A 24,329-nucleotide genomic window follows, 5' to 3' on the forward strand; every position below is an offset into this window, starting at 1 on the left:
TCGCATCAGGGTTAAAATTCTTTCTTAAACCAGCTACTCAGCGTCTTAATCCAGCTAGCCACAGCCCGCTTTTGTTCTGGTTCACTCGTTTCTGTCAGCAAGCTTTCTTTACCGTAGTGTAAAAGCCCAACCGCGGTTGCATAGCAAGGCGCTTGTACATAATCAGTCAGTCCCGTGACATTGGCTGGCTGTCCAACACGCACTTGGTTTTGGAACACGCGTTCCGCGCATTCAACCAGCCCGTGCATTTGTGATGCCCCGCCAGTAAGCACTATTCCAGCTGCCATTTGATGTTTCACACCATCGCTACGCAGTTTTTCTTGAATGGCGACTAATTTTTGATTCACCAGTCCCAACAATTCTGAACAACGCGGCTCAATCACTTCAGACAAGGTTTGTCGCTGTAACGTCCGCGACGGGCGTCCACCCACGCTCGGCACATTGACTTTTGCATCCTTATTCACCAACTCACTCAATGCACAGCCATATTTCACTTTAATGTCTTCTGCATCCGCCAGTGGGGTGCCAAAGGCATAGGCTATATCGCTGGTGATCACATTGCCCGCGTAAGGAATGACCTCGGCATGCCGAAGTGCGCCGCCAGTCCAAACTGCAAGATCCATGGTGCCGCCGCCAATATCGACCACGCACACGCCGAGCTCTCGTTCATCTGGCGTGATCACCGCATGGCTCGCTGATAGCCCGGAGAAAATCAGTTGATCCACTCTAAGACCACAACGCTCCACGGCTTTCTCAATATTTTTCGCGGTATCATTGTGACATGTGATGAGGTGCACACTGGCTTCCATCCTTACGCCAGATAGGCCGAGCGGATTTTTGATCCCTTCTTGGTAATCGATTTTGTATTCTTGCGGGATCACATGCAGCACGCGCTGCTCATCACTGATTTTGACCGACTTTGCGGTATGAATCACGTTGTCTATATCGTCTTGGGTAACCTCTTCATCCGAAATTGTCCCCATGCCTCTCTCAGTTTGGCAGTGAATGTGCTTTCCTGACAAAGAAAGATAGACAGAACTGATTTGGCAATCGGCCATCATCTCTGCTTCATTCACCGCACGCTGAACAGATTTAACCACAGATTCTAAGTCGTTAACGCCACCCTTATCCATGCCGCGTGATGGGCTGCTGCCCACACCCAGTACGTTGATGGTGCCGTCTGGCAGTACTTCACTGACCAGAGTAGACACTTTGGACGTCCCAATATCGAGCCCAACTATCAGTGACTTATCTGTCGTTTTATTCATTCACACCATCTCTTAATCTTGGCTATTCGCGGGGCCTGTTTCGCTTTTCCAGCCAACGGCCGCGCCCGTGTCATAACGCAAATCTACATAGGCAATTGTTTTATCTTGCGCACTGATCCGCGGGTATAACGCGACCAAGCGAGCAAGCCGTTCTTGCCGGGCTGTCCGCCCTAACTCAATCCGTACGCCATCTCGTGTCACGATACGCCAAGACCGACGTTTATTCAGTGACAGCGCTTGTATCGATAAACCAATTTTCCGCAGTTTCTTTTCCAGTTCACGACTCGTCGCCAGCACTTCTTCAGCTGAGCCGGGTGTGCCGTGTAGCGAAATTAACGATTTGTCAGCCACATCACTGGGTGAACCATCAAAAACCTCACCGCTTGGTGTGAGCAACTTTTGCCCGTTCCAAATCGCACTCGCGCGATATTCAGTGATGTGCACCTTCAAGGTATCCGGCCATTGCTTTCTCACGGCCACATGCTTCACCCAAGGCAGAGCCTCAATGCTGCTCTGGATGCTATCCACATCCTGCAGCATAAAGCTCTTTAACTCGCCCACTGACAACACCGCCTCTCGGACTTGCGTCGCTGTCACGTAAGTCTGGTCGCCTTCGAGCATCAGTTGCGATAAGGGGAGCTGCTGCTCATCACTCATCCAATCAATCACACGAGCTAGACCAAAGAGCATCAGGATAATAACCCCAATTAAAAACGCGAGTGATGCGCTTTTTTGGCGATCCAGCTGCACCATTCCTTGCACTCGTGTAAGGGCATTAACCATGCTCATACCTATCTTATCGCCTTGTGTCGATGCTACTTGACACTCATCGCGAAAAAACCGACTGATTATAGCGATCCCGCGCCAAGCACTCCAACACAGATATGCATTTTCATACATAAGCTGGGATCTATTGCGCGCATTTTGGCTCCTGAACGCGATAAAAATCTATTTTTTGGTCACCAAGAGCGCAATTGCGCGCCGTTTTTACGTTGCCAACTTGTGTTTTATTGTGCCATTTCAGCCTTGTCTAGCTGTTTTGCCGCTAAGTTTTTCGCTACTTTACCAATATCTCCCGCCCCTTGTGTTAAAACCAAGTCATTCGCTTGAATAACATTGGCGAGCGCGGAGGGTAAGGCGTCGGCATTCGGCACAAAAATCGGGTCCAGCTTGCCGCGAGCGCGAATGCTACGACAAAGACTTCTCCCATCGGCTCCCGCAATCGGGGTTTCACCAGCCGCATACACATCTAGCATCAGCAACACGTCGACTTTTTCCAACACATTGGCAAAATCATCATAAAGATCGCGCGTACGACTATAACGATGTGGCTGAAAAATCATAACCAAGCGATGGTTTTGCCAGCCACCGCGTGCGGCTTTAATCGTAACATCCACTTCGCTAGGGTGATGGCCGTAATCGTCCACCAGCAAGGCAGTACCGTCATCGACCGGAAACTCGCCAAGTTGATCGAAACGGCGTCCCGTCCCGGCAAAATTAGCGAGGGCATGTAAAATAGCGTCGTCGTCCACCCCGTCTTCGGTTGCTACCGCAATCGCTGCTGCCGCATTCAGGGCGTTGTGCTGGCCTGGCGTATTCAAGCGAATGGTCAAGGTTTCGCGGCCAGGGCGTGTCACTTTAAAAATGCCACATTGCCCATGTTGCTGGTAATCATGTAAACATACATCCGCATCCTGCGAGAACCCATAGGTGATCACTTGACGACCAATCGACGGAATTAACTCGCGAACCACGGGATCATCAATGCACACCACCGCTAAACCATAGAACGGCAGATTATGGAGAAAGTCGATAAACGTCTGTTGCAGTTTTGCGAAACTACCGCCATAGGTATCCATGTGATCCGCTTCAATATTGGTCACAATGGCGACCATAGGCTGCAAGTGTAAAAACGACGCGTCGCTCTCATCCGCCTCTGCAATCAAATAACGACTGCTTCCCAAACGTGCATTGGTGCCCGCACTTTTTACTAACCCGCCATTCACGAAAGTGGGATCCAGGCCTGCCTCAGAAAAGATCTGCGTTACCATCGCGGTCGTGGTGGTTTTGCCGTGGGTGCCGGCAACGGCAATACCATGCCGGTAGCGCATTAATTCGGCAAGCATTTCTGCCCGTCTGACCACCGGGATCCGTAAAGCTTTTGCCGCTTCAACTTCCGGGTTGTCAGCTTTAATCGCTGTTGATACCACCACCACACTGGCTTGTTCTATATGGCTCGCTTGATGACCGATAAAGATCTGCGCCCCCATGGATGCCAATCGCTCCGTGACGATATTCTGTGCAAGATCCGAGCCGGTTATTTGGTAACCTTCATTAATCAGCACCTCAGCAATACCGCACATGCCTGCACCGCCAATCCCGACAAAATGGATCCGCTTGACCCGGCGCATTTCCGGGATCATGGCGCGAAGTTTTTCCAGCTGCTGATTATCCAATTTACCCATTATCTATTCTCTATGTGTTTGCGTGTGCGGTAATAGCATCCGCAACGCGGGCATCTGCATCCATAATGGCAGCGTCACGCGCCGCCGTCGCCATCGCTAACAGGCGGTGGCGGTCTAACCGATTGATTGTTTCCGCCAGTGACTGGGCGGTCAGTGATGGCTGCTCAATCATTAAAGCCGCACCACGGGAGACTAAGTAATCACCGTTGAGTGCTTGTTGCCTATCTGCATGCATAAAGGGGACAAAAATCGCCCCAACGCCAGCCGCCGCTAATTCAGACACGGTAAGCGCGCCGCTTCGACAAATTACCACATCGGCCCAAGCGTAAGCCTCGGCTACGTCATCAATAAATTCGCTCACATCAACATCGACCATTCCGGCGTGTTGATAAGCGGAAAGCGTCTTTTCCGCATTATTTTTTCCGGCTTGATGACGCACCGTCACCGACTGTTCTAGCCGTGGCATTGCCTCAGGCACCGTTTGATTGAGGATACGTGCGCCTTGACTGCCCCCCATCACCAAAATACGTAGTGCACCTTGACGGTCTGCGAATCGTTGCGCGGGATCCGGGAGGTCACACACGTCTCGACGTACGGGATTCCCAACCACCGGCTGCCCATCAAACGCGCCCGGGAAAGCTTGCAACACTTGCTTGGCAACTTTGGCTAACCACTGATTGGTCAGCCCCGCCACGGCATTTTGCTCATGGAGGATCACTGGCACACCACTTAACCAAGCGGCGATTCCGCCTGGGCCACTGACATAACCGCCCATGCCCAACACCGCATCGGGTTTGACACGTTTAATCACTTGGCGTGCCTGCCAAATGGCACTGACAATCATCCAAGGGGCTCGTAGCTTGCGCATCAGTCCGGATCCAATCAAGCCTTTGACACGAATAAATGCGATCTCGATACCATATTTGGGAACGAGTTCGGCTTCCATGCGATCAGCGGTACCGAGCCAACAGATATCCCATCCCTGCTTTTCTAAAAACTTGGCGACCGCAAGGCCGGGAAATACATGACCACCGGTCCCGCCTGCCATCACTAATAATCGTTTTTTAGTCATGTTTATGATCTTTACCTTGATAAGGGGTTTTTTGGTGCGCTTGAGACGTCGCTAAGCGGTATTCGTGATCAATGCGCAGTAACAAGGCCACCGCGACTGCCATAATCACCAAGCTCGATCCCCCGTAGCTGATCAGTGGCAAGGTTAACCCTTTGGTCGGCAACATGCCCGCCGCCGCACCGACATTCACCAGGGTTTGAAAGGCAAACCAAATGCCAATGCCAAAGGCTAAAAAACCACCGAATAACTGGTTTTGCGCCAGACAGTGCTTTCCAATGAAAAGCGCTTTGAATACGAGGAAAAAAATAAGACACAGAATCACACTTACACCCACGAGTCCGAGTTCCTCGGCAATGACCGCAAAGACAAAGTCAGTGTGCGCCTCCGGTAAATACTCTAACTTTTGAATCGAATTCCCTAGTCCTTGGCCAAACCAGCCGCCACGTCCAAATGCCATCAGAGATTGCGTCAGCTGGTAGCCGCTGCCAAACGGGTCTTGCCAAGGATCTAAAAACGCAGTGACTCGCCGCACTCGATAGGGTTCAGCAATGATTAAGCCCGCGACCAAGGTCAGGCCCGTCATCAACAAGGCGATAAACTGCCACAATTTTGCCCCAGCCATAAACAACATGCCCACGGTGGTCACAAACATCACCACCACTGAGCCTAAATCTGGTTGAATCAGCAACAACCCCGCAAACAGCAGCAACACAGCCAGCGGCTTGGCAAAACCACGGAAATGTTCACGGACTTCACCATGGCGGCGCACCAGATACCCGGCTAAAAAGACAAATAAAGATAACTTGGCAATCTCCGCCGGTTGGATATTGATCCCCGCGATAGAAATCCATCGTACCGCGCCATTGACCGAACGACCCACCACCAACACCGCCAGCAAGAGAATCGATGAGATCAATAACATGTAGCCACTGTAGCGCTGCCAAAGTTTGACAGGGATATACATCACCGCCACCGCCGCCAACATGGCAACCAGCAAATAAAAGGCATGGCGTTTGGCAAACAAAAAGGGGGCATCCGCCAGTCGTAATCCAACCGGGAGCGAGGCTGAGGTGACCATGACAAGGCCAATAACCATTAGGAGCAGAGACGTCCACACCAATTGGCGATCGTACAGTACCCCCGGCGATGGCGTTCGGAGCCACTGCCAACAATATTTGGGGAATGCACGCACTGCTGTCATAACGGCCTCGCGATAACAGATTCTACGCCGGCAACAAACGCCTGACCACGAGCGGCAAAGTTAGTAAATTGATCCAAACTTGCACACGCTGGCGACAGCAATACCATGTCGCCTTTCGTTGCAGCCGTTGCCGCGGCATCGATGGCTTGTTGCAGGGTATCAAAGCACTGTGCCGACGCGTCCAGTGCGGCCAATTGGGCTTGATCTTTACCAAAACAGTAAAGCCTGACAGGTAACTTGGCGAGTGCAGGCTGCAACACACTAAAGTCGGCGCCTTTACCCTCTCCGCCTACTAACAAGTGTAAGTAACCGCTCACTTCAAGACCATCAAGCGCCGCTAACGTACTGGCAACATTGGTCGCTTTGGAGTCATTCACCCAGATCACACCTTGGTGCTCAGCGACTTTTTGACAACGATGTGCCAGTCCAGTGTATGTGCGCAGCGCGGTGATTTGAGCGGGCTGGCTCATCCCGACACTATCAGCCAATGCCATGGCCGCGAGGCTGTTTGCTACATTATGGCGACCAACAAGGCTCAGTGAGGACACCGGTAGCACGGGCTTTCCTTGCGCCGATAACCACGTTTGCCCATCGTCAGTGCACAAACAGTAATCGCCCTGGCTAAAGCCAAACAAACACATGTCGGCATCAATCTGTGTCTGTGCATCATCTGCATTGCCGATCAAGGTAGTTGCATGGGTAAAAATACGACATTTCGCCGCCCGATAATCCGCCAAGCTTTGATACCTGTCCATGTGATCTTCTGAGAAGTTCAAGAAGGCGGCGCCTTGAAGGGTCAATGACTCAGTGGTTTCCAATTGAAAGCTGGACAGCTCTAACACATAGAGGTCGTGGCCTTTGTCGAGCAAATCCAGTGCCGCCACGCCGATATTACCGCCCACGCCCACATTAATGCCGTCAGCTTTCGCCATTTCTCCCACCAGCGCCGTGACCGTACTTTTGCCATTTGAACCGGTAATCGCCACTGCGGGCTTATCGCAGTACCAAGCGAAGAGTTCAATATCACCAACAATGGGCGTGCCCGCGGCATGAACAGGCGCCAAGACGGGGGTGGCAAGCGAGATACCAGGATTAATCACCACCAAGTCAGCTGACGCCAGCCATGCCGAATGCCAACTTCCCGTATGTCGTGCGACCGTCTCTGGCAGCTGCGCCTCTCCAGGAGGGGATTGGCGCGAGTCCATCACGCGGATCATGGCGTCAGGATGATGGCGAGCAATAAAGTTCACCACTGAGAGGCCGGTGATCCCCAGCCCCATCACCACGATATGCTTAAACTCGGTTAATGTGCGGTGGCCTGGTTGCGTCATGGTTAACGGACCTTCAAGGTGGCGAGGGCAATCAACACCAGCATCAACGAAATAATCCAAAACCGTACGATCACCCGAGGCTCTGGCCAGCCTTTCAATTCATAATGGTGATGAATCGGCGCCATACGGAAAATCCGTTGTCCCCGCAGTTTGTACGAGCCTACCTGCAAGATCACTGAGATGGTTTCCATCACGAACACCCCGCCCATGATGATCAATAGCAATTCTTGACGGACCAGCACGGCGATTGTGCCCAATGCACCGCCCAACGCCAGTGAGCCCACATCGCCCATAAAAACTTGCGCCGGATAGGTGTTGAACCACAAAAAGCCCAGCCCCGCGCCAACAATGGCCGCGCAAACCACAACCAGTTCACTGCTGTATTCGATATACGGAATATGCAGGTAGCTGGCGAAATTGACGTTACCGGTCGCCCAAGCAATAAAGGCGAAGCCGCCGGCAACCATCACGGTTGGCAAAATAGCCAAGCCATCTAAGCCATCAGTGAGGTTCACCGCATTGCTGGTTCCCACGATGACAAAGTAAGTGAAGACAATATAAAACAGACCAAGCTGGGGCATCACGTCTTTAAAGAAAGGCACCACCAGTTGTGTCGCCGCGGTGTCATGGCCATGGGCGTAGAGCGCGAACGCCACCCCGAGTGCGATCGCAGATTGCCAAAAGTACTTCCAGCGGGCGACTAATCCATCGGTATTTTTACGCACTACCTTGCGGTAGTCATCAACAAAACCAATCGCACCGTATCCCAGTAGCACGACCATCACAGCCCATACATAGGGGTTGGATAAATCGGCCCACAACAAAACGGTTAAACTAATGGCAGCAACAATTAAGACCCCGCCCATCGTCGGCGTACCGCGTTTGCTAAAGTGAGATTCGGGGCCCTCCTCGCGAACAACTTGACCAATCTGCATCGACTGTAAACGTCGAATCAGACGTGGGCCGGCCCAAAGCGAGAAAACTAATGCCGTCAGTGCACTAACAATGGCGCGAAATGTCAGGTATTCAAACAAGCGCATTGAGGGTAAAAGGTTTTGTAGTACTTCCGCTAGCCATAAAAGCATTAGCAAGCCTCCTTGATTGCGGTGACAACCGCTTCCATCGCCATCCCTCGGGCGCCTTTAATCAGTATCGTGTCAGGTGTTTGTGTTTTTATCATGGCTACTACGTGCGCAATCAGCGCCTCTTTACTGTCAAAATGATCGCCGCCACAGCGTTCGCTGATCACACGGCTATCGCGTCCGGTCGTGAAGACACGGTTAACGGCAGCTTGCGCCGCATGCTCTCCAACTTCACGGTGCATTTGCTCACTGTATTCACCCAGCTCTGCCATATCACCGACGATCAACCAACGCTCACCTGGATAGCTGGCTAAAACATCAATGGCAGACTTCATCGCTGGGACACTGGCGTTATAGGTATCATCAATCAGCCGTAACCCTGGGCGAGGCTCACTCACTTGTGTGCGTCCTGCGACGTTTTCTACCGACTCAAGCCCAGTCACGACATCCACCAGACTCACGTCAGGTAACTGCATCGCCGCACAACCGGCCATTAACGCATTAATAATATTGTGCTTGCCCGGTAGCGGCAGCATCACCGACTGTTGGCTCTGTCCGTCACTCAGCGTGAGCTGATAACCGCCCGCGGTTGTCAGGGCACTATCAATCAAGGTCAGGGGGGCGGCTTGCGTGTCTGTTACCGCAATCACCTGCTTATCTGCCAGGACGTCACCCCATGTATCACCACCGTGGCTACCCTGATTCACCAACGCTATCCCGCCTTCGGGCAGCCCTTGATAAATTTCGCCTTTGGCAACAGCCACGCCCTCTAATGAGCCGAACCCTTCGAGATGGGCCGCGGCTAAGTTAGTGACCATGGCAATATCAGGCTTGACCAATGATGTGGTATAGGCAATTTCACCAATATGGTTAGCGCCGAGTTCAATCACCGCATAGTGGTGTGCAGGAGTGAGTCGAAACAACGTCAGCGGGACACCAATATCATTATTGAAGTTGCCGGCAGTCGATAACGTGGGTCCTTTCTGTGCCAAGATCGTCGCCAGCATTTGTTTGACTGTGGTCTTACCGCAGCTCCCCGTGATCGCAATGGTCGGCACCTGGCATTGCTGTTTGACCCAAGCGCCTAACTGACCCAGGGCAAGGCGTGTATCGTCCACCAGCAATTGGGGAATATCAATGTCCAACTCGCGCGAAACCACCATCGCGGCGGCGCCTGATGCTTTTGCCTGCTCAGCAAAATCGTGGCCATCAAAACGGTCACCTTTCAGCGCGACAAACAGTGCCCCCGCGCGCAGCTCACGCGTATCGGTGGTAATGGCATCGATCGGCGGCGTACCCGACGCGTGATCGGCATAATACACAGTGGCCCCTATCGCATTCGCCAATGTGCTGAGGGTTGTCCGAATCATGATAACTCCTTGAGTCGCGCCGCGACCGTCTCGCGGTCAGAGTAATGCACCTTGCCATGCGCGAGCACTTGATAGTCTTCATGGCCCTTGCCCGCCACCAAGACAATGTCGTCGGCTTGCGCTTGCTCGATGACCTGCGTCACCGCTTGAGCGCGGTCATGCTCTACCCGTACACGTTCGGGGTTTTGCAGCCCCGCGAGCATATCTTGCGTGATCGACTCAGGGGCCTCACCGCGAGGGTTATCATTGGTCAACACCACCTTGTCAGCATGCTGTTCAGCCACTCTGGCCATCACCGGGCGTTTACGCGTATCACGATCGCCGCCACAGCCAAATACACACCAAAGTGCGCCGTGGCAATGACGTCGTAAGGCCAGTAGTGCTTTCTCAAGCGCATCGGGCGTGTGAGCATAGTCAACCACCACGGTCGGTTTGTCAGGCGCAAGAAAAACCTCCATGCGCCCCACAACCGCTTGTAGCTGCTGACTACTCGCCAACAAGGTTGATAACGAATAACCCAGCCCCAGCAAGGTCGCCAGGCTCACGAGGAGGTTGCTGACATTAAAATCACCCACTAACTCTGCATACATGTCACCCTGGCCCCACGAGGAGTCAATACGAACACAGACCCCCTCGGTGGTGTAGGTCACCGACTGTGCCAGTACATACCGGCCGGCGTGAGCACTTAATGCGTCGGGCTGCATGGCGACGGCAATCGCGTCAGGCCATTGCTGGAGCCAAGTGCGCCCCACGGCATCGTCAGCGTTTATCACTTTGAGCGGAGAGCCCAAATCAAACAATTGTTTTTCGCCGCCGCATAAGCGTCTAAGGTGCCGTGATAGTCGAGATGATCATGGCTTAAATTAGTAAACACAGCCGCATCCAATGCCAGGCTCGCGACTCGTCCTTGGACTAAACCATGTGAAGACACTTCCATCGCGACATGGCGTGCACCTTGCTGCGCAAACGCCGCAAGCTGGGCTTGAATACCAATGGCATCGCCCGTGGTGTTTTCCGCCGCTTCTAATTGGCCAATAAAGCCATTGCCAGTGGTGCCCATCACCGCGGTCCGCTCACCTAAGGCATCTAACCACTGTGCAATCAATTGGGAGACTGTGGTTTTACCATTGGTGCCGGTCACGCCAATCATGCCTATGTGCTGTTGCGGGTGCTGATAAAAACGCGCGGCCAATGCCGATAAGGAAGCAGGTAAAATGCATAAACTGATGAGCGGCACATTCTGATGCCACTGCACAGCATTTTGCTCCGCTTGCTGCACCACAGCCACAGCACCGGCCTGAATCGCGGTATCGATAAACTGGCGACCATCAACTTGGTGGCCTTTTATCGCCACGAATACATCACCTTGACGGATTTTGCGGCTATCCAAGGATAGGTGCCGTACCGGCATCGAGGGCACATCCGCCAGCCAAGGGCTCAGCCATTGGTTTAAATCATTCATCGCCATTCACTTCATTTGCATGCTTTGCCACTTGCAACGCCGGACCCGTACCGGCATCCGGTGCAATGTTTAAAATCTGGAGTGCGCTTTTCATCACGCTCGAAAACACAGGTGCCGCGACCTGCCCGCCATAATATTTGTCGCCTTGCGGCTCGTTGATCACCACCACCATGGCCAGCTTAGGATTGCTAATGGGGGCCAGCCCCGCGGTGTAACCAATATATTCGTCGCCATAGCCACCGGCGACAGCGACTTTCGCGGTCCCGGTTTTGGCGCCAACGCGATAGCCATCAACCGCGGCACGACGCGCACTGCCGCCTTCTTGGGTCACCCCTTCCAACATTTGCAGGACTTTATAGGCATTTTCGCGCGAGGCAACTTGCTTACCTTCTGTGACGCCTTCACGCTTTAAAATGCTCAGTGGTCGATTAATGCCCAGCGACCCTAGCGTGGCATAAGCACGCACAAGCTGAGTCGGTGTCACCGATAATCCATAGCCAAAGGCTAGCGTGGCACGTTCAAAATCTGACCAACGACGCCGAGAGGGGAAATGGCCCACTGATTCACCAACCAGCTCAACGCCCGTACCGGTGCCGAGCCCAAAGCTGCCATATTGACCTAATAAGGTCTCTACAGGCATGGCTAATGAGAGTTTACTCACACCGATATTACTGGATTTTTTGAGAATACGCGCAAGGTTAGCTTTGCCGACTTTAGAAACATCACGCACTCGACTGCCACCGATTTGCATAATGCCGTTGCCGGTATCTATTACGGTGTCCATATCGGCAACACCGTTTTCTAACGCAGTGAGTACCACAAAAGGCTTCATGGTTGAGCCCGGTTCAAACACATCAGTAATCGCGCGATTACGCATGTTAAAGCTTTTGAGTGAGCTACGATTATTGGGGTTATAGGAGGGGGCGTTGACCATGGCCATCACTTCACCGGTCTTCACGTCCACCATCACCAAAGAGCCCGAGGTGGCGCGGTAATCGGCGACGGCTTGTTTGATAGCACGATACGCAATGGCTTGAAGACGCTGATCGATGCTCAGCGTCAGCGACTGGCCTTCTTTTTTATCTTCGGTGGCAATATGCTCCACGACACGGCCTAATCGGTCTTTACGCACCGTGCGTTTACCATGCTCACCCGCCAGCCAATCATCAAATCGGCGTTCGATCCCTTCTAAGCCATGGCCGTCAATACCTGTCACACCCACTATATGGGCGCTGATTTCAGCACTGGGATAAAAGCGGCGTGACTCAGCTTTTAACCCTACGCCAGGTAAATCAAGCTTATCAACGTACGCTGCCATGGCTGGGCGCACCTGACGCTGCAGATAAATAAAACGCTGCTGCCGGTTAGCCTGAATTTTATCAATCAAAGCTTGCCGGTCTAACCCCAAGACATCCGCAAGCGCATGCCAGCGATCGACGTTTTTTAACCCTTGGTGTTTGAATACCGTCACCGGATCCGCCCACACGGCTTGAACAGGCACACTGATCGCGAGTGCCTCACCTTGACGGTCCGTGATCATGCCTCGCGCGGAAGGAACCTGCTCTGTTCGTATCGAACGCAGATCCCCTTCGTGGCGTAACCGATCGGGCTCAATTACTTGGATGTAAGCGGCGCGCGCCACCAAGGCAGCCAAGGCTAAGCCAATAAATACACAGACAAGACCAAAGCGCCACTGAATCAATACCGGTGGCGCTTTGGGTGTACGGCGATTAGTTGACTTGGTAGAACGTTTTTTCACCGGTCGTTACTCAAAGGTCGCGTTACAATCACTTCGTTCTCACTGGTGGGACGAATCATGTCAAAAGAATGACGCGCCACGGATTCCACATGACTATGTTCAGACAACGCATTTTCCTCTAACAATTGATTGCGCCACTCCACTTCAAGGGTTTCACGTTGCTCTAATAGCACGTTCTGTTTGGCAATCAAATTACGCGTTGATTGGGTCATAGATACCACGGCAATCGCCGAAACCAATACCGCCAGCAGTAACCCTAATGGCAACTTCCCGATTGCCAATACATCCTGGCCTATCTGCTTAGCGAGGCTTGGGCGCGGTTTCATGCGTTATCCTAACTTTTCCGCCACGCGTAACACCGAGCTTCGCGCCCGGGCGTTATGCGCCACTTCTTCCGCGGACGGTTTAATCGCCTTGCCAATCGGCTTCATTGCCGCCGAACCGAGCTCGGCAATCTGTGCTTCGGTCAAAGGCACCCCTTTGGGCACATCCGGTCCTTTACTTTGCTTACGGATAAAGCGCTTGACCATGCGATCTTCTAACGAGTGAAAGCTAATCACTGATAAGCGTCCACCCGGGGCTAAACTGGCGAGCGCACCTTGCAGTGCTTGCTCGATTTCATCCAGCTCACTGTTGATGTAAATCCGAATCGCTTGAAAGCTACGTGTCGCAGGATGCTTTTTCTTCTCTCTAAACGGCACCGCGTGATCAATCAGCTTGGCAAGCTGATTGGTCGTAGTCAGCGCAGGTGCTTCTTCATCTTCACGGTGACGAACAATGGCATTGGCAATCCGGCGCGCAAAACGCTCTTCGCCAAACACTTTTAATACCCAAACAATATCATCGACACTGGCGGTTTCTAACCACTGTGCGGCCGACTGGCCGGTGCTCGGATCCATACGCATATCAAGCGGGCCATCATGCATAAAACTGAAGCCACGGCTAGGGTCGTCAAGCTGGGGCGAAGACACGCCCAAATCAAGGAGGATCCCATCGACCTTTTCAGCTAGCCCACGCTCACTGAGGTACGACGCTATCTCAGAAAACGGGCCATGAATAATCTGGAAACGCGGATCATCGATGGAATTTGCCTCTTCGATCGCGCGTGGATCGCGATCGATCGCATACAGGCGACCGTTATCACCCAATTGCGACAAGATATGGCGCGAGTGACCGCCGCGACCAAAAGTACCATCGACATAGATGCCATCGGGTTTAATCGCAAGGCCGTCCACTGATTCATTTAATAGGACGGAAACATGGGTATATTGTTCTGACATACATTCACTTCATTATTTACAATGAGAGGTCTGCTAACCGCTCACTGAGCATCGGGGTTGATTCCGCCTGTGTGTCCATATCCTGGCGAATTTGTGCCTGCCACGTCTGCTCGTCCCAAATCTCAAATTTGTTGAGTTGGCCAACCAGCATCGCTTTGCCGTCTAACCCGGCATATTGGCGCAAGGTCGCAGGCAGTAATAAGCGACCTTGTCCGTCCATTTCACAGTCAAACGCATGGCCAAGTAATAAGCGCTGCAGGCGTCGCTCTGCAGGTTGAAAGCTGGATAACTGCGATAACTTCGCCTCAATCACTTCCCATTCCGGGACCGGGTACAACGCCAAGCAAGGAAGTTGGTGATCGATCGTGCACACAAACTGGCCATCACAATGGTGAATTAACCCATCGCGATAGCGCGTTGGCAGAGCAAGTCGCCCTTTTTTATCGACCGAAATGGCGCTGACGCCACGTAACATGACGTTATTTTCCCTTTTTCACCAAGATTATCCACTTTACACCACATTTTCCCACCCAGAAGTGTACGTAGCAGGTAAAAAGAAAGTCAAGCAAGCCATGACAGTGAGCAAGATCACACCTGGGAAGATTAAAGAAGGTTTTCAGCGGCTTAATCAATATACAAAAAAGCCGATGACATTCGGTTATAACCAAATCGTCTGACTCAAACGCTGAAAAAGAGAGGGCGAGCCAAAAAGGCTCGCCCTAAAAGGAGGTGAGTTGGCCTGTAAGCCGGGTTCTGTACCGTAAAAACGGTGGTAACCATTCGTCTAGGCCTGCAATCGCTCACAGGCTCCAGCAACCTACCCGTCCCCAAACGCGGGCCGCGCCAATAGGGACCTATTTGGTCTTGCTCCGGGTGGAGTTTACCGTGCCACGAACTGTTGCCAGTCGCGCGGTGCGCTCTTACCGCACCCTTTCACCCTTACCTGTGCTCCGAAGAGCCATCGGCGGTATACTCTCTGCTGCACTGGTCGTAGGCTCGCGCCTCCCAGGCGTTACCTGGCACCCTGCCCTGAGGAGCCCGGACTTTCCTCCCCTTTATCAGTCTCCCAAAGGACATCAATAAAGCAGCGATTACCCGGCCAACTCGAGCGGGGGAGTATATAGAAGAATATTCACGCAAGCCAGCGTAAATCGCGCTCAGCTATAAATTCTCTAGGCCCCATTTATAGAGTGCGTTTTTTTTCACCGCATATAATTCCGCGACTAACGCGGCTGCTTTTTTTAACGGTAACTCGGCCGCCAATAGACCCAGCGCATGACACGCCGCGGTTGGCAAAGCCGTTTTATCCGCGCGATGGCCGGCGACCAATAACACCATTTCTCCACGTAAGCGGTTAGGATCCTCACTCAACCACTCAATGAGTTCACCCAACGGTGCCCCATGGATGGTTTCAAAGGTTTTCGTTAGTTCGCGCGCCAACACCACGCGACGCGCGTCGCCCAGTACCTCGCGCATATCCGCCAAGCTGTCACGAATACGGTGCGGTGACTCATAGAAAATCAAGGTACGCGGATCATCGGCCAATTCACGGAACGTATCTTGTCGCGCTTTTGTCTTAGGAGGCAGGAACCCTTCAAAACTAAAACGGTCTGAAGGCAAACCCGATGCACTTAATGCGGTGACTACCGCGCAGGCGCCAGGCAATGGGACCACTCTGACACCCGCCTCACGGCATTGAGTGACCAGGTGATATCCCGGATCGCTAATCAAGGGGGTGCCAGCATCAGAGACTAATGCAATCGACTGGCCTTGTTGCAGGCGCGTTAACAATGCAGCGGCTTTCTGCTGTTCATTGTGCTCATGCAACGCAAAAGTTTTCGCACTAATCGAAAAATGCGATAGCAACCGAGCCGTATGACGCGTATCTTCGGCCGCGACCACGTCGACACTGGCTAAAACATCAAGAGCACGCTGGGTAATATCAGCCAAATTGCCAATCGGTGTTGGCACAATATACAGCGTGGGGTGAGCATGGTCGGATAGATTTGCATCAGTCATTTGTTTAACAACCCTTCGGCGATTAAGATAGGGGCAACGTTGTCACGGTTGAAATATGTTCATGGTTAAACTTACCCAGAAGCGTCAAAGTGTAACACGACTTATTACCCCTGTAGCCTTAGCATTGGCTTTAGCGGCTTGTAGTGCGCCGTCCACCACGCCAACTGCGCGTGATGTCATCAGTCAACCGGCAACGGAAAATTCGACATTTTATTTGTTGCAGGCCGAAACCAGCCAAGGTGATAAGCAAAATGACTGGTTTTTACTGGCGATAAAAGCGCTGATTAACGAGCAACAATTGAACCAAGCGGATGTGCTGCTGCAGCGCTTGGCTGAGCGCAATCTTAATACGGACCAGCGTATTGAATGGACACTCGCGCGTGGGCGCTTTTTGGCACAAACCGGCAAGCTAACCCAAGCCGATCAAGCGTTGGCCTTATCCCCTGATTGGCAGCTCACCGAGGGACAATATGTCCGCTTCTATCAGCAAAAAGCCAAAATTGCGCGTCAGCAAGGCAATGCCCTGGACGCGGTCAACAATCAGCATCGGTTAGCCAGCTATATTGAATCCGACCAAGCTCAGCAAGCATGGAACACGCTGTGGCAAGATTTACAATCTCTCAACCAGCGCGAGATCAAACAGCTTCAATCCAGTGATGATGACATCCTTGCCGGTTGGGTCACCTTGTTGGACATCGCGCGCCGCTACACCCGCGATCTGGCCGAGATGCAAAGCCAATTAGATGCCTACTTGGCGTCGCACCCTACGCACCCCGCGAACCAGTATTTACCGGATAATTTGGCCGATATCCAAGCACTGACCATCACACAACCCACTAATGTAGGGGTCATGCTACCACTGACGGATAAATTTGCTGATCAAGGGGATGCCATTCGTGATGGCTTTATTGAAGCCATGCTTGATGCGAAAACAGATCAACGCCCTCGTGTGCGCTTTTACGATACCAACGCCATGGATGTCGATGCGCTCACGCAACGTATCCGTGATGACGGCATCGACTTCGTGGTGGGGCCACTGCAGAAACATAAAGTCGCCGCAGTCAGTGACGCGCTCGCCGGCCAAGTGCCTTTATTGGCGCTTAACCAGCCCACGGATGAAAATTATACGCAAGGTGTGTGCTACTTCACCTTGTCACCCGAACAAGAAGCCGCGCAAGCCGCCGACCGTCTTCACCAGCAGGGGTATCAGTTCCCCTTAGTGCTCTACCCTGACTCCGCCTTTGGTCAACGGATCCGTGATGCATTTTCCGCCCGCTGGCAGTCACTCACCGATACAGACGTTGAGCAAGCGCCTCTCGGTGATCGTGATAAAATGCAAGCACGCATTCGTGATATCTTTGGTTTAGACGCCAGTCAGCGCCGCATTTCACAACTGAAAAAACTCACCGACTTACCCTTACAATCGCAAGCCCGTAGCCGTCGCGATATCGACGCCGTTTATATGGTGGCCGGTGCCGCTGAGCTGACCTTATTAAAACCCTTTATTGAGGTCGCGATTAATCCCGATGTCTTGCCGCCGAAACTCTATGCAAGCTCGCGTAGCAATAACCGCGCCGATGGCATGGGCCAATTAGCCGAGCTTGAAGGCATCGAATTCAGTGATATTCCTCTATTAGTGCACGCCCAAAGCGATGCGTATAAAAGCTATCAACAGCGTCATCCATCGCCAAGTAACAACACCACGCGCTTACATGCCTTGGGGATGGATGCTTACCAGCTGCTGAAGGGGCTACCACAAATGCAAGCCCAGCCGGGTTATCAGCTAAATGGTCAAACGGGGCAACTCTCACTCGCCGATCAGTGTATTATCCACCGTCAGCTAGACTGGGCGCGATTTGGTCAAACCGCCATTGAGCCTGTTGAGACGGAATCTCGCGGAGAGGCGCAGTGAAACAGCCTCAGTCCAGAGCAACAGGACAGGCTTACGAAGCACACGCTTGCCAATACCTAATGCGCCACGGGCTGAGTCTGCTCGATAAAAACGCCCATAGTCGTCGCGGCGAGATTGATCTTGTGATGCGCGATGGCAGTTGCTTGGTGTTTGTCGAGGTGCGTTTCCGGCGCGGGCACGGCTTTGGTGGCGCGGCGGCGAGCATTACCGCCACCAAACAACGTCGTTTAATTCTCGCCGCTGAGCGTTGGATGCAATGCCGCGGCATCAAAAGTATGCAAACCGAATTTCGCTTTGACGCTGTCACCTTTGATGGCAGCGTTGAGGCGGTCAACTGGATTCAAAACATTGTTCAAGGGTAAGTCATGCTAGAGAGCATTAAAGAGAGCTTTACCGAAAGTATTCAAACCCAAATCGCGGCCGCAGAAGCGATTCCCGAGTATCTATCACAATCGCACAAGTAATGGTGCAAAGCCTACTTAACGGCAACAAAATCTTGTGTTGTGGTAATGGCGGTTCCGCCGCGAATGCCCAGCATTTTGCGTCTTGCCTGTTAAATCGCTTTGAGACTGAGCGTCCCAGCTTACCGGCTTTGGCACTCACTACAGACACTACCACCTTAACCGCAGTGGCCAACGACTACAGCCACGATGAAGTCTTCTCCAAGCAAGTACGAGCGCTAGGGCAAGCGGGCGATGTGCTTCTGGCCATATCCACCAGCGGCAACAGTAAAGACATCATCAAAGCGATGGAAGCTGCCGTGACCCGTGATATGACCATTATTGCGTTAACCGGGAAAGACGGCGGCGAAATGGCCGGGTTGCTTGGCCAGCGTGATGTCGAAGTCCGTATTCCCTCGCAACGTACCGCGCGCATTCAAGAAGGACACCTGCTCACTGTCCATTGCTTGTGTGACCTGATTGACCAAGTCCTCTTTCCTTCTCACGGAGAATAATTCATGCGCGTTATCATGACCTTGATATTGGCACTGACGCTGCAAGCGTGTTCCGCCATTTATTCCTCCGATCCTCGTACGACCGGAGAAGAGTGGCACGATACCCAAATTGGTCTCAATACCGCCGGGATCGTGAACAAAGCCCCGTTCAAAAATAAGCTTCGCGTTAAGGCGGCATCGTTTCAAGGGCAAGTTCTGTTAGTCGGGCAAAGCACCGACCAGGCCCTCACCCAGCAACTGGTTGAACGGGTCCGAGCCCTGGATAACGTCGATGTTGTCTATAACGAAGTCCGTGAAACGCCAATGGTTGGCTTGGCCGATATCAGTACGGATAGCTGGCTAACGACCCGAGTCAAAGCAGCCTTTGTCGCCGATGACCAGTTACGCGCGGTAAATATCAAGGTGGTCACTGAAGCCCGCGAAGTGTTTTTAATGGGCGCCGTCACCCAATCACAAGCGGACCAAGCGGTTGAGATAGCGCGCAATATTCGCGGTGTAGAAGGCGTGGTTAAGGCGTTTGAATATAAAGATACAGATACAGAATGACGCTCATCATCGCGTCACCAAAAAAGCCAACGCATAATCGTTGGCTTTTTTGTTTAATTCAAAGCGCTACAGCTTGCGTCTCAGTAACAGCAAGGTGATCACCAGAAAAATGACACTTGGGGTGATAGCACCAATGGCCGGAGGGAGATGATACACCAAACTCATCGGCCCAAAGACTTCGTTGGCGATATAAAAGCCAAAGCCAAAAATCACCCCTGATAGCACCCGCGCACCCATGGTGACACTTCGCAAAGGGCCAAAGACAAAACTCAGCGCCAACAGCATCATCACCGCGATCGACAGCGGCTGTACCGCTTTGCGCCACAGGGCCAGCTCATAACGTGACGCATCTTGCTGTGACGCTTTAAGGTACGACACATAACTATACAAACCCGATAGCGGTAGCTCTTCCGGTTTCACCGTCACCACCGCTAATTTGTCAGGCGTCAGTGTGGTACTCCAAACCAATTCATCCTGCTCTACATTGCTCAGCGCGGTTTGATTTTGCATGCGCGTAATGGTCACATCTTTAAGCATCCAACTGTCTTTATTGAGATAATCAGCACGCTCAGCAAACACCACATTGGTCATGGTTTGCTGGTCATCAAACTTCCAAATGCTCACACCGGTCAGCGTATCTTGCTCATCCGCGCGGGCGATATAAATAAAATCGTCGCCATCTTTCGCCCAAACCCCACGCCGCACCGACATCACGTTTCCACCTGATTTGGCAATGGCACGCAGCTCACGAGCGGCTTTTTGCGCATCCGGTGCGCCCCACTGGCCCAGCACCATCACAATCAACATTAACGGAATGGCCGTTTTAAGCACTGATAGGCCAATTTGGAGTTTCGACACTCCAGCGGCCTGCATCACCACCAGCTCTGAGCTTGAGGCCAGCATTCCCAAACCAATCAATGCCCCCAGCAAAACCGCCATGGGGAAGAACATTTCAATATCGCGCGGCATGCTGAGCAACACATACAAAATCGCTTTGCCCATGGTGTAGGTACCATCACCGACCGAGCGTAACTGCTCGACAAACTTGATGATCGCAGACAATCCCACCAAGGTCGCCAAACACAGTGACGAGGTGCCTATCAGAGTCCGGCCAATATACCAATCAAGAATGCGAAACATCAGGCAGATCCTTTTAAGCTAGCTTTGAGTTTTCTCACCGGTAGCGAATCCCAGCTGGCGAGGATCACGGCCAGTAATAAAGCGGCCACATTGATACTCCACAGACCAATTTGTGCGGGCAGATCGCCATCTTCTACCGCGGATTTCGCCGCGCTGATCGATAAAAAATAGGCCAGATAAATCATTATCGCGGGGAAGAGTTTGGCAAAGCGTCCCTGACGCGGGTTCACCGCCGATAACGGCACCACAATCATGGTCATCAAGGGGATACACAACACCAAGGAAATACGCCACTGCAGTTCGGCGCGCGCTTTCAAACTTGATTCACCAACCAATTGCAAGGTTGGCATCGCATCCCAGTCACGACTTTTTTCACGCACTTCGCGCTGACCAATCAATACCTGATAGTTTTTATAGGTCGTTACACCATAGTTAAGCTGAGTCGGTACGCCCTCGGTACGGGTTCCCTCTAACAAATCCAAGACTTGTCGACCGTCAGGCAGCTCAGACACATAGCCTTTATCGGCCACCACCACATTCGGCAGTAAAGAGCCTTGGGGGACGGGCTGAGCGACAAATACCTGTTTGAGCGTTTTACCATCATCTTCGATATTATCAACGAAAATCACCGCCTCACCCGATGGCGCACTTTGAAACTGCCCTTGCACCAACAATTCTAAACCGGATTTGGCCTCTAATTGCTCCATCACCTCGAGCTCTTGGTTATTGGCCCATGGCGTTAGCCAAAGCGAGTTAAACGCCGCCACGGATCCGGTGATAATCGCGAGATACAGCGCAGCGCGGATCAGAAACTCATTGCCAATCCCAGTGGCGTTCATGACCGTGATCTCACTCTCAGCATAGAGCCGCCCGAATGTAATCAAAATGCCGATATACAAGCTCAAAGGTAACATCAGCATTGCCATCGACGGCATATATAAACCGACTAAGGTAATGATCTGATTCCCCGGGATCGATCCTTCCGTGGCACTGGCGAGTACACGGATAAATTTTTGGCTGAAAAAGACCAGAAACAACACAAATAAAACGGCAACTTGTGTTTTAACTGTCTCCCGGATCAAATATCGAACAATTATCAAAGCGAAGGCACCTATGGAAAACTTGTTTTTTTACTCGAATAACTATAGTTTCTGGGTTAATTAGTTGTTTTCTAATCTTTCGGCCATTTGTTGACCGCCGGCTGATCTGGACGCATCAAAGCGCGTTCAACAACATATAGTGGCGGCATTATCCAACATTTGGTCTCAATTGTCTTTAGGATCTAGGAGTACAAATGGAGTTCAGTGTAAAGAGCGGTAGCCCCGAAAAGCAACGCAGTGCCTGTATTGTCGTTGGCGTGTTTGAGCCTCGCCGCCTGTCCCCCGTGGCCGAGCAACTCGACAAAATCAGCGACGGCTACATCAGCGCCCTGCTGCGCCGCGGTGATCTTGAAGGTAAACCCGGCCAAGTGCTCCTGCTACACCATGTTCCGAACGTGTTATCTGAGCGCGTATTACTGGTGGGTTGTGGTAAAGAGCGCGAGCTCGGCGAGCGCCAATACAAAGAAATCATCAAAAAAACCATCAACACCCTCAATGAAACCGGCTCGATGGAAGCGGTCTGTTTTTTAACCGAGCTACACGTTAAAGGCCGCGATACATACTGGAAGGTACGTCAAGCGGTTGAGAGCACCAAAGACAGCTTGTACACCTTTAACCAGTTTAAAAGTGTTAAGCCAGAAATTCGTCGCCCATTACGCAAAATGGTGTTCAACGTCCCAACGCGTCGTGAATTGAATCTGGGTGAGCGTGCCATCGCGCATGGCTTAGCGATCGCTTCTGGTGTGAATGCCTGTAAAGATTTGGGTAATATGCCACCGAACGTGGCGAACCCTGCCTATCTTGCCTCGCAAGCGCGCCGTTTAGCCGATGACTATGATGCGGTCACCACCCGTATTATCGGTGAAGAAGAAATGGACAAGCTGGGCATGCATTCCTATCTTGCGGTTGGCCGTGGCTCAAAAAATGAATCGATGATGTCGATCATGGAGTACAAGGGCAGCCCTGATCCAGAGGCAAAACCGATTGTGCTCGTCGGCAAAGGCCTCACCTTTGACTCGGGCGGTATTTCCATTAAGCCCGGTGCCGGTATGGATGAGATGAAGTACGACATGGGCGGTGCCGCATCGGTATTTGGGGTGATGCGTGCCTTGGCCGAGCTTAACCTACCTATCAATGTCGTGGGTGTGCTCGCCGGTTGTGAAAACATGCCAGACGGCCAAGCCTATCGTCCAGGTGACATCCTGACGACCATGTCAGGGCAAACGGTCGAGGTGCTTAATACCGACGCCGAAGGTCGCTTAGTACTTTGTGATGCCCTCACCTATGTAGAGCGTTATGAGCCAGAGTGTGTGATTGATGTGGCAACCCTCACCGGCGCGTGCATCATGGCCCTTAGCCATCACATCAGCGCCCTAATTGCTAACCAGAACCCCTTGGCGCACGATATTATCAGTGCCTCAGAGCAAGCCGGTGACCGTGCGTGGCGCCTGCCAATGACTGACGAGTTCCAAGAGCAACTCGATAGCCCGTTTGCCGATATGGCCAATATTGGTGGTAAAGGCGGTGGCACTATCACCGCGGGCTGCTTCTTGTCTCGGTTTGCCAAAAAGTACAACTGGGCACACTTAGACATCGCCGGGACTGCTTGGAAAAGCGGCGGCAAAGAAAAAGGTTCCACCGGCCGTCCCGTTCCTCTGCTGGTGCAATTTTTACTCAACCGCTCCGGGCTTGAATTGGAAGAGTAACCACGAACAGGAGGCCCACCGGCCTCCTTTTTTGTTGAAACTTTATCCGGCACTGGTGTCTGCACGCACAATCGGCTATGTTGATGGCTCCGCGCTACCCGGACACCCCGCTTTTGGGACGGAGGCCGTTTCTCACATTTAGGAGCGTATATGCCCACCGCCACCTTTTATCTTTTGTCGCCGCCCGAGCCGGCAGACGACAGCAACAGCCTGGGGCTGACACCTGAGCAGCAAGCGCGTGAACAACAAATACTGATAGACACGGCCATTGATTTGGCTTTTTACTACTATCAACAAGGGCAACGCATTTATCTGGCCGCACAGGACCAAGCCCAAGCGCATCAATTGGATGACGCTTTATGGCAACGTGACCCAGATACCTTCGTGCCCCATAATCTGGTCGGTGAAGGGCCGCGAGGCGGCGCACCGGTGGAAATAGGCTGGCCAGGTGTGCGCCATACCGGTCATCGCAGTGTGTTAATCAATTTGGCGACAGAGGCATCAAATTTTGCGCCTTCGTTTGCACAAGTGGTAGACTTCGTCCCTTGCGATGAGACGCTTAAACAGCACGCGCGTCACCGATATAAAGCATACCGACTGGCAGGCCTGCAACTTCATACCTTGGCCATCGACCAATCGCCCAACCCTTGACGATCTTTCA

At 52.4% G+C, this 24,329-nt stretch carries 21 protein-coding genes, 1 other RNA gene and 2 pseudogenes; 7 read left to right on the forward strand and 17 right to left on the reverse strand.

The annotated features are described in order from the left end of the window. Positions 1-11 precede the first annotated feature (11 nt). The 13 genes and pseudogenes from ftsA to mraZ all read right to left on the reverse strand — a co-directional run bounded on the left by ftsA (position 12) and on the right by mraZ (position 14,765). On the reverse strand, positions 12-1,268 hold the full coding sequence (gene ftsA / locus HLG76_RS10565) for a cell division protein FtsA (protein ID WP_077459858.1): 1,257 nt from the start codon (positions 1,266-1,268) through the stop codon (positions 12-14). 12 nt (positions 1,269-1,280) lie between these two features. Continuing rightward, positions 1,281-2,051 carry a cell division protein FtsQ/DivIB gene (locus tag HLG76_RS10570; RefSeq protein WP_164837537.1) on the reverse strand — a complete coding sequence of 257 codons (771 nt, stop codon included), beginning with the start codon at positions 2,049-2,051 and terminating at the stop codon, positions 1,281-1,283. Positions 2,052-2,275: 224 nt separating this feature from the next. Next, positions 2,276-3,733: a UDP-N-acetylmuramate--L-alanine ligase gene (gene murC, locus HLG76_RS10575; protein WP_175993622.1), complete on the reverse strand. Its 1,458-nt coding sequence runs from the start codon at positions 3,731-3,733 to the stop codon at positions 2,276-2,278. Between the two features lie 10 nt (positions 3,734-3,743). Then, entirely contained in the window at positions 3,744-4,805 is a 1,062-nt protein-coding gene (gene murG / locus HLG76_RS10580; protein ID WP_175993623.1) for an undecaprenyldiphospho-muramoylpentapeptide beta-N-acetylglucosaminyltransferase, read from the reverse strand. Beyond that, positions 4,798-6,006, reverse strand: a complete 1,209-nt coding sequence (gene ftsW, locus HLG76_RS10585) for a cell division protein FtsW (RefSeq protein WP_077576207.1) — start codon at positions 6,004-6,006, stop codon at positions 4,798-4,800. Before ftsW ends, murG begins: the two co-directional genes overlap by 8 nt. Then, positions 6,003-7,337, reverse strand: coding sequence for a UDP-N-acetylmuramoyl-L-alanine--D-glutamate ligase (gene murD / locus HLG76_RS10590; RefSeq protein ID WP_175993624.1), 1,335 nt, complete (start codon positions 7,335-7,337; stop codon positions 6,003-6,005). The genes ftsW and murD overlap by 4 nt, the downstream gene beginning before the upstream one ends. A 2-nt stretch (positions 7,338-7,339) precedes the next feature. Further along, positions 7,340-8,422, reverse strand: coding sequence for a phospho-N-acetylmuramoyl-pentapeptide-transferase (gene mraY, locus HLG76_RS10595; RefSeq protein ID WP_077669160.1), 1,083 nt, complete (start codon positions 8,420-8,422; stop codon positions 7,340-7,342). Further along, the gene (gene murF, locus HLG76_RS10600; RefSeq protein ID WP_175993625.1) at positions 8,422-9,789 is read right to left on the reverse strand and encodes a UDP-N-acetylmuramoyl-tripeptide--D-alanyl-D-alanine ligase; all 1,368 of its coding nucleotides are present in this window, start codon (positions 9,787-9,789) and stop codon (positions 8,422-8,424) included. Before murF ends, mraY begins: the two co-directional genes overlap by 1 nt. Beyond that, positions 9,786-11,251: pseudogene (gene murE, locus HLG76_RS10605) on the reverse strand (UDP-N-acetylmuramoyl-L-alanyl-D-glutamate--2,6-diaminopimelate ligase). Before murE ends, murF begins: the two are co-directional and overlap by 4 nt. Then, complete coding sequence (locus tag HLG76_RS10610) at positions 11,244-13,010, reverse strand: penicillin-binding transpeptidase domain-containing protein (RefSeq protein WP_175993626.1); 1,767 nt, start codon at positions 13,008-13,010, stop codon at positions 11,244-11,246. The pseudogene murE and the gene HLG76_RS10610 overlap by 8 nt, the downstream one beginning before the upstream one ends. Then, positions 13,007-13,336 carry a cell division protein FtsL gene (gene ftsL, locus HLG76_RS10615; RefSeq protein WP_175993627.1) on the reverse strand — a complete coding sequence of 110 codons (330 nt, stop codon included), beginning with the start codon at positions 13,334-13,336 and terminating at the stop codon, positions 13,007-13,009. Before ftsL ends, HLG76_RS10610 begins: the two co-directional genes overlap by 4 nt. A 3-nt stretch (positions 13,337-13,339) precedes the next feature. After that, entirely contained in the window at positions 13,340-14,290 is a 951-nt protein-coding gene (rsmH, locus tag HLG76_RS10620) for a 16S rRNA (cytosine(1402)-N(4))-methyltransferase RsmH (protein WP_175993628.1), read from the reverse strand. Positions 14,291-14,306: 16 nt separating this feature from the next. Next, a complete protein-coding gene (gene mraZ / locus HLG76_RS10625; RefSeq protein ID WP_021022628.1) occupies positions 14,307-14,765 on the reverse strand; it encodes a division/cell wall cluster transcriptional repressor MraZ in 459 nt (152 codons plus the stop codon). Between mraZ and HLG76_RS14815 the strand changes: the two genes are divergently transcribed. After that, positions 14,764-14,967: a hypothetical protein gene (locus HLG76_RS14815; protein ID WP_021022629.1), complete on the forward strand. Its 204-nt coding sequence runs from the start codon at positions 14,764-14,766 to the stop codon at positions 14,965-14,967. The two genes, mraZ and HLG76_RS14815, sit on opposite strands and share 2 nt — an antisense overlap. A gap of 49 nt (positions 14,968-15,016) precedes the next feature. Here HLG76_RS14815 and rnpB read toward each other — a convergent pair. Together rnpB and rsmI are read right to left on the reverse strand one after the other, a co-directional pair. After that, an RNA gene (gene rnpB, locus HLG76_RS10630) (RNase P RNA component class A) lies at positions 15,017-15,397 on the reverse strand. Positions 15,398-15,451: 54 nt separating this feature from the next. Continuing rightward, positions 15,452-16,309, reverse strand: a complete 858-nt coding sequence (gene rsmI, locus HLG76_RS10635) for a 16S rRNA (cytidine(1402)-2'-O)-methyltransferase (protein WP_021022630.1) — start codon at positions 16,307-16,309, stop codon at positions 15,452-15,454. Between the two features lie 61 nt (positions 16,310-16,370). Here rsmI and HLG76_RS10640 point away from each other — a divergent pair, with 61 nt between their 5' ends. From HLG76_RS10640 to HLG76_RS10655, 4 genes and pseudogenes are all read left to right on the forward strand, one after another. After that, complete coding sequence (locus HLG76_RS10640) at positions 16,371-18,221, forward strand: penicillin-binding protein activator (RefSeq protein ID WP_158075499.1); 1,851 nt, start codon at positions 16,371-16,373, stop codon at positions 18,219-18,221. Then, on the forward strand, positions 18,218-18,583 hold the full coding sequence (locus tag HLG76_RS10645; protein WP_077576216.1) for a YraN family protein: 366 nt from the start codon (positions 18,218-18,220) through the stop codon (positions 18,581-18,583). Before HLG76_RS10640 ends, HLG76_RS10645 begins: the two co-directional genes overlap by 4 nt. Positions 18,584-18,586: 3 nt before the next feature. Then, positions 18,587-19,176, forward strand: a pseudogene (locus HLG76_RS10650) (phosphoheptose isomerase). Between the two features lie 3 nt (positions 19,177-19,179). Then, positions 19,180-19,722: a BON domain-containing protein gene (locus tag HLG76_RS10655; protein WP_175993629.1), complete on the forward strand. Its 543-nt coding sequence runs from the start codon at positions 19,180-19,182 to the stop codon at positions 19,720-19,722. 66 nt (positions 19,723-19,788) lie between these two features. Here HLG76_RS10655 and lptG read toward each other — a convergent pair whose 3' ends face one another. Together lptG and lptF are read right to left on the reverse strand one after the other, a co-directional pair. Next, positions 19,789-20,862 (reverse strand): LPS export ABC transporter permease LptG, encoded by a 1,074-nt coding sequence (gene lptG, locus HLG76_RS10660; protein WP_175993630.1) that lies wholly within the window; start codon positions 20,860-20,862, stop codon positions 19,789-19,791. Beyond that, positions 20,862-21,962: an LPS export ABC transporter permease LptF gene (gene lptF, locus HLG76_RS10665; protein ID WP_021022636.1), complete on the reverse strand. Its 1,101-nt coding sequence runs from the start codon at positions 21,960-21,962 to the stop codon at positions 20,862-20,864. The genes lptG and lptF overlap by 1 nt, the downstream gene beginning before the upstream one ends. A 194-nt stretch (positions 21,963-22,156) precedes the next feature. On the opposite strand from lptF, the gene pepA reads away from it, so the two are divergent. After that, positions 22,157-23,668, forward strand: a complete 1,512-nt coding sequence (gene pepA, locus HLG76_RS10670; protein ID WP_021022637.1) for a leucyl aminopeptidase — start codon at positions 22,157-22,159, stop codon at positions 23,666-23,668. A 150-nt stretch (positions 23,669-23,818) separates the two neighbouring features. Continuing rightward, the gene (locus HLG76_RS10675; RefSeq protein WP_021022638.1) at positions 23,819-24,319 is read left to right on the forward strand and encodes a DNA polymerase III subunit chi; all 501 of its coding nucleotides are present in this window, start codon (positions 23,819-23,821) and stop codon (positions 24,317-24,319) included. The last annotated feature ends 10 nt before the right edge of the window (positions 24,320-24,329 follow it).

The organism is Salinivibrio sp. EAGSL (assembly GCF_013366455.1).
GTDB lineage: Bacteria > Pseudomonadota > Gammaproteobacteria > Enterobacterales > Vibrionaceae > Salinivibrio > Salinivibrio costicola.

Coding starts and splice junctions, on each gene's coding strand:
- ftsA (WP_077459858.1), bottom strand. CDS start 1,268: ATGAATAAAACGACAGATAAGTCACTGATAGTTGGGCTCGATATTGGG.
- HLG76_RS10570 (WP_164837537.1), bottom strand. CDS start 2,051: ATGGTTAATGCCCTTACACGAGTGCAAGGAATGGTGCAGCTGGATCGC.
- murC (WP_175993622.1), bottom strand. CDS start 3,733: ATGGGTAAATTGGATAATCAGCAGCTGGAAAAACTTCGCGCCATGATC.
- murG (WP_175993623.1), bottom strand. CDS start 4,805: ATGACTAAAAAACGATTATTAGTGATGGCAGGCGGGACCGGTGGTCAT.
- ftsW (WP_077576207.1), bottom strand. CDS start 6,006: ATGACAGCAGTGCGTGCATTCCCCAAATATTGTTGGCAGTGGCTCCGA.
- murD (WP_175993624.1), bottom strand. CDS start 7,337: ATGACGCAACCAGGCCACCGCACATTAACCGAGTTTAAGCATATCGTG.
- mraY (WP_077669160.1), bottom strand. CDS start 8,422: ATGCTTTTATGGCTAGCGGAAGTACTACAAAACCTTTTACCCTCAATG.
- murF (WP_175993625.1), bottom strand. CDS start 9,789: ATGATTCGGACAACCCTCAGCACATTGGCGAATGCGATAGGGGCCACT.
- ftsL (WP_175993627.1), bottom strand. CDS start 13,336: ATGAAACCGCGCCCAAGCCTCGCTAAGCAGATAGGCCAGGATGTATTG.
- rsmH (WP_175993628.1), bottom strand. CDS start 14,290: ATGTCAGAACAATATACCCATGTTTCCGTCCTATTAAATGAATCAGTG.
- HLG76_RS14815 (WP_021022629.1), top strand. CDS start 14,764: ATGACGTTATTTTCCCTTTTTCACCAAGATTATCCACTTTACACCACA.
- mraZ (WP_021022628.1), bottom strand. CDS start 14,765: ATGTTACGTGGCGTCAGCGCCATTTCGGTCGATAAAAAAGGGCGACTT.
- rsmI (WP_021022630.1), bottom strand. CDS start 16,309: ATGACTGATGCAAATCTATCCGACCATGCTCACCCCACGCTGTATATT.
- HLG76_RS10640 (WP_158075499.1), top strand. CDS start 16,371: ATGGTTAAACTTACCCAGAAGCGTCAAAGTGTAACACGACTTATTACC.
- HLG76_RS10655 (WP_175993629.1), top strand. CDS start 19,180: ATGCGCGTTATCATGACCTTGATATTGGCACTGACGCTGCAAGCGTGT.
- lptG (WP_175993630.1), bottom strand. CDS start 20,862: ATGTTTCGCATTCTTGATTGGTATATTGGCCGGACTCTGATAGGCACC.
- pepA (WP_021022637.1), top strand. CDS start 22,157: ATGGAGTTCAGTGTAAAGAGCGGTAGCCCCGAAAAGCAACGCAGTGCC.
- HLG76_RS10675 (WP_021022638.1), top strand. CDS start 23,819: ATGCCCACCGCCACCTTTTATCTTTTGTCGCCGCCCGAGCCGGCAGAC.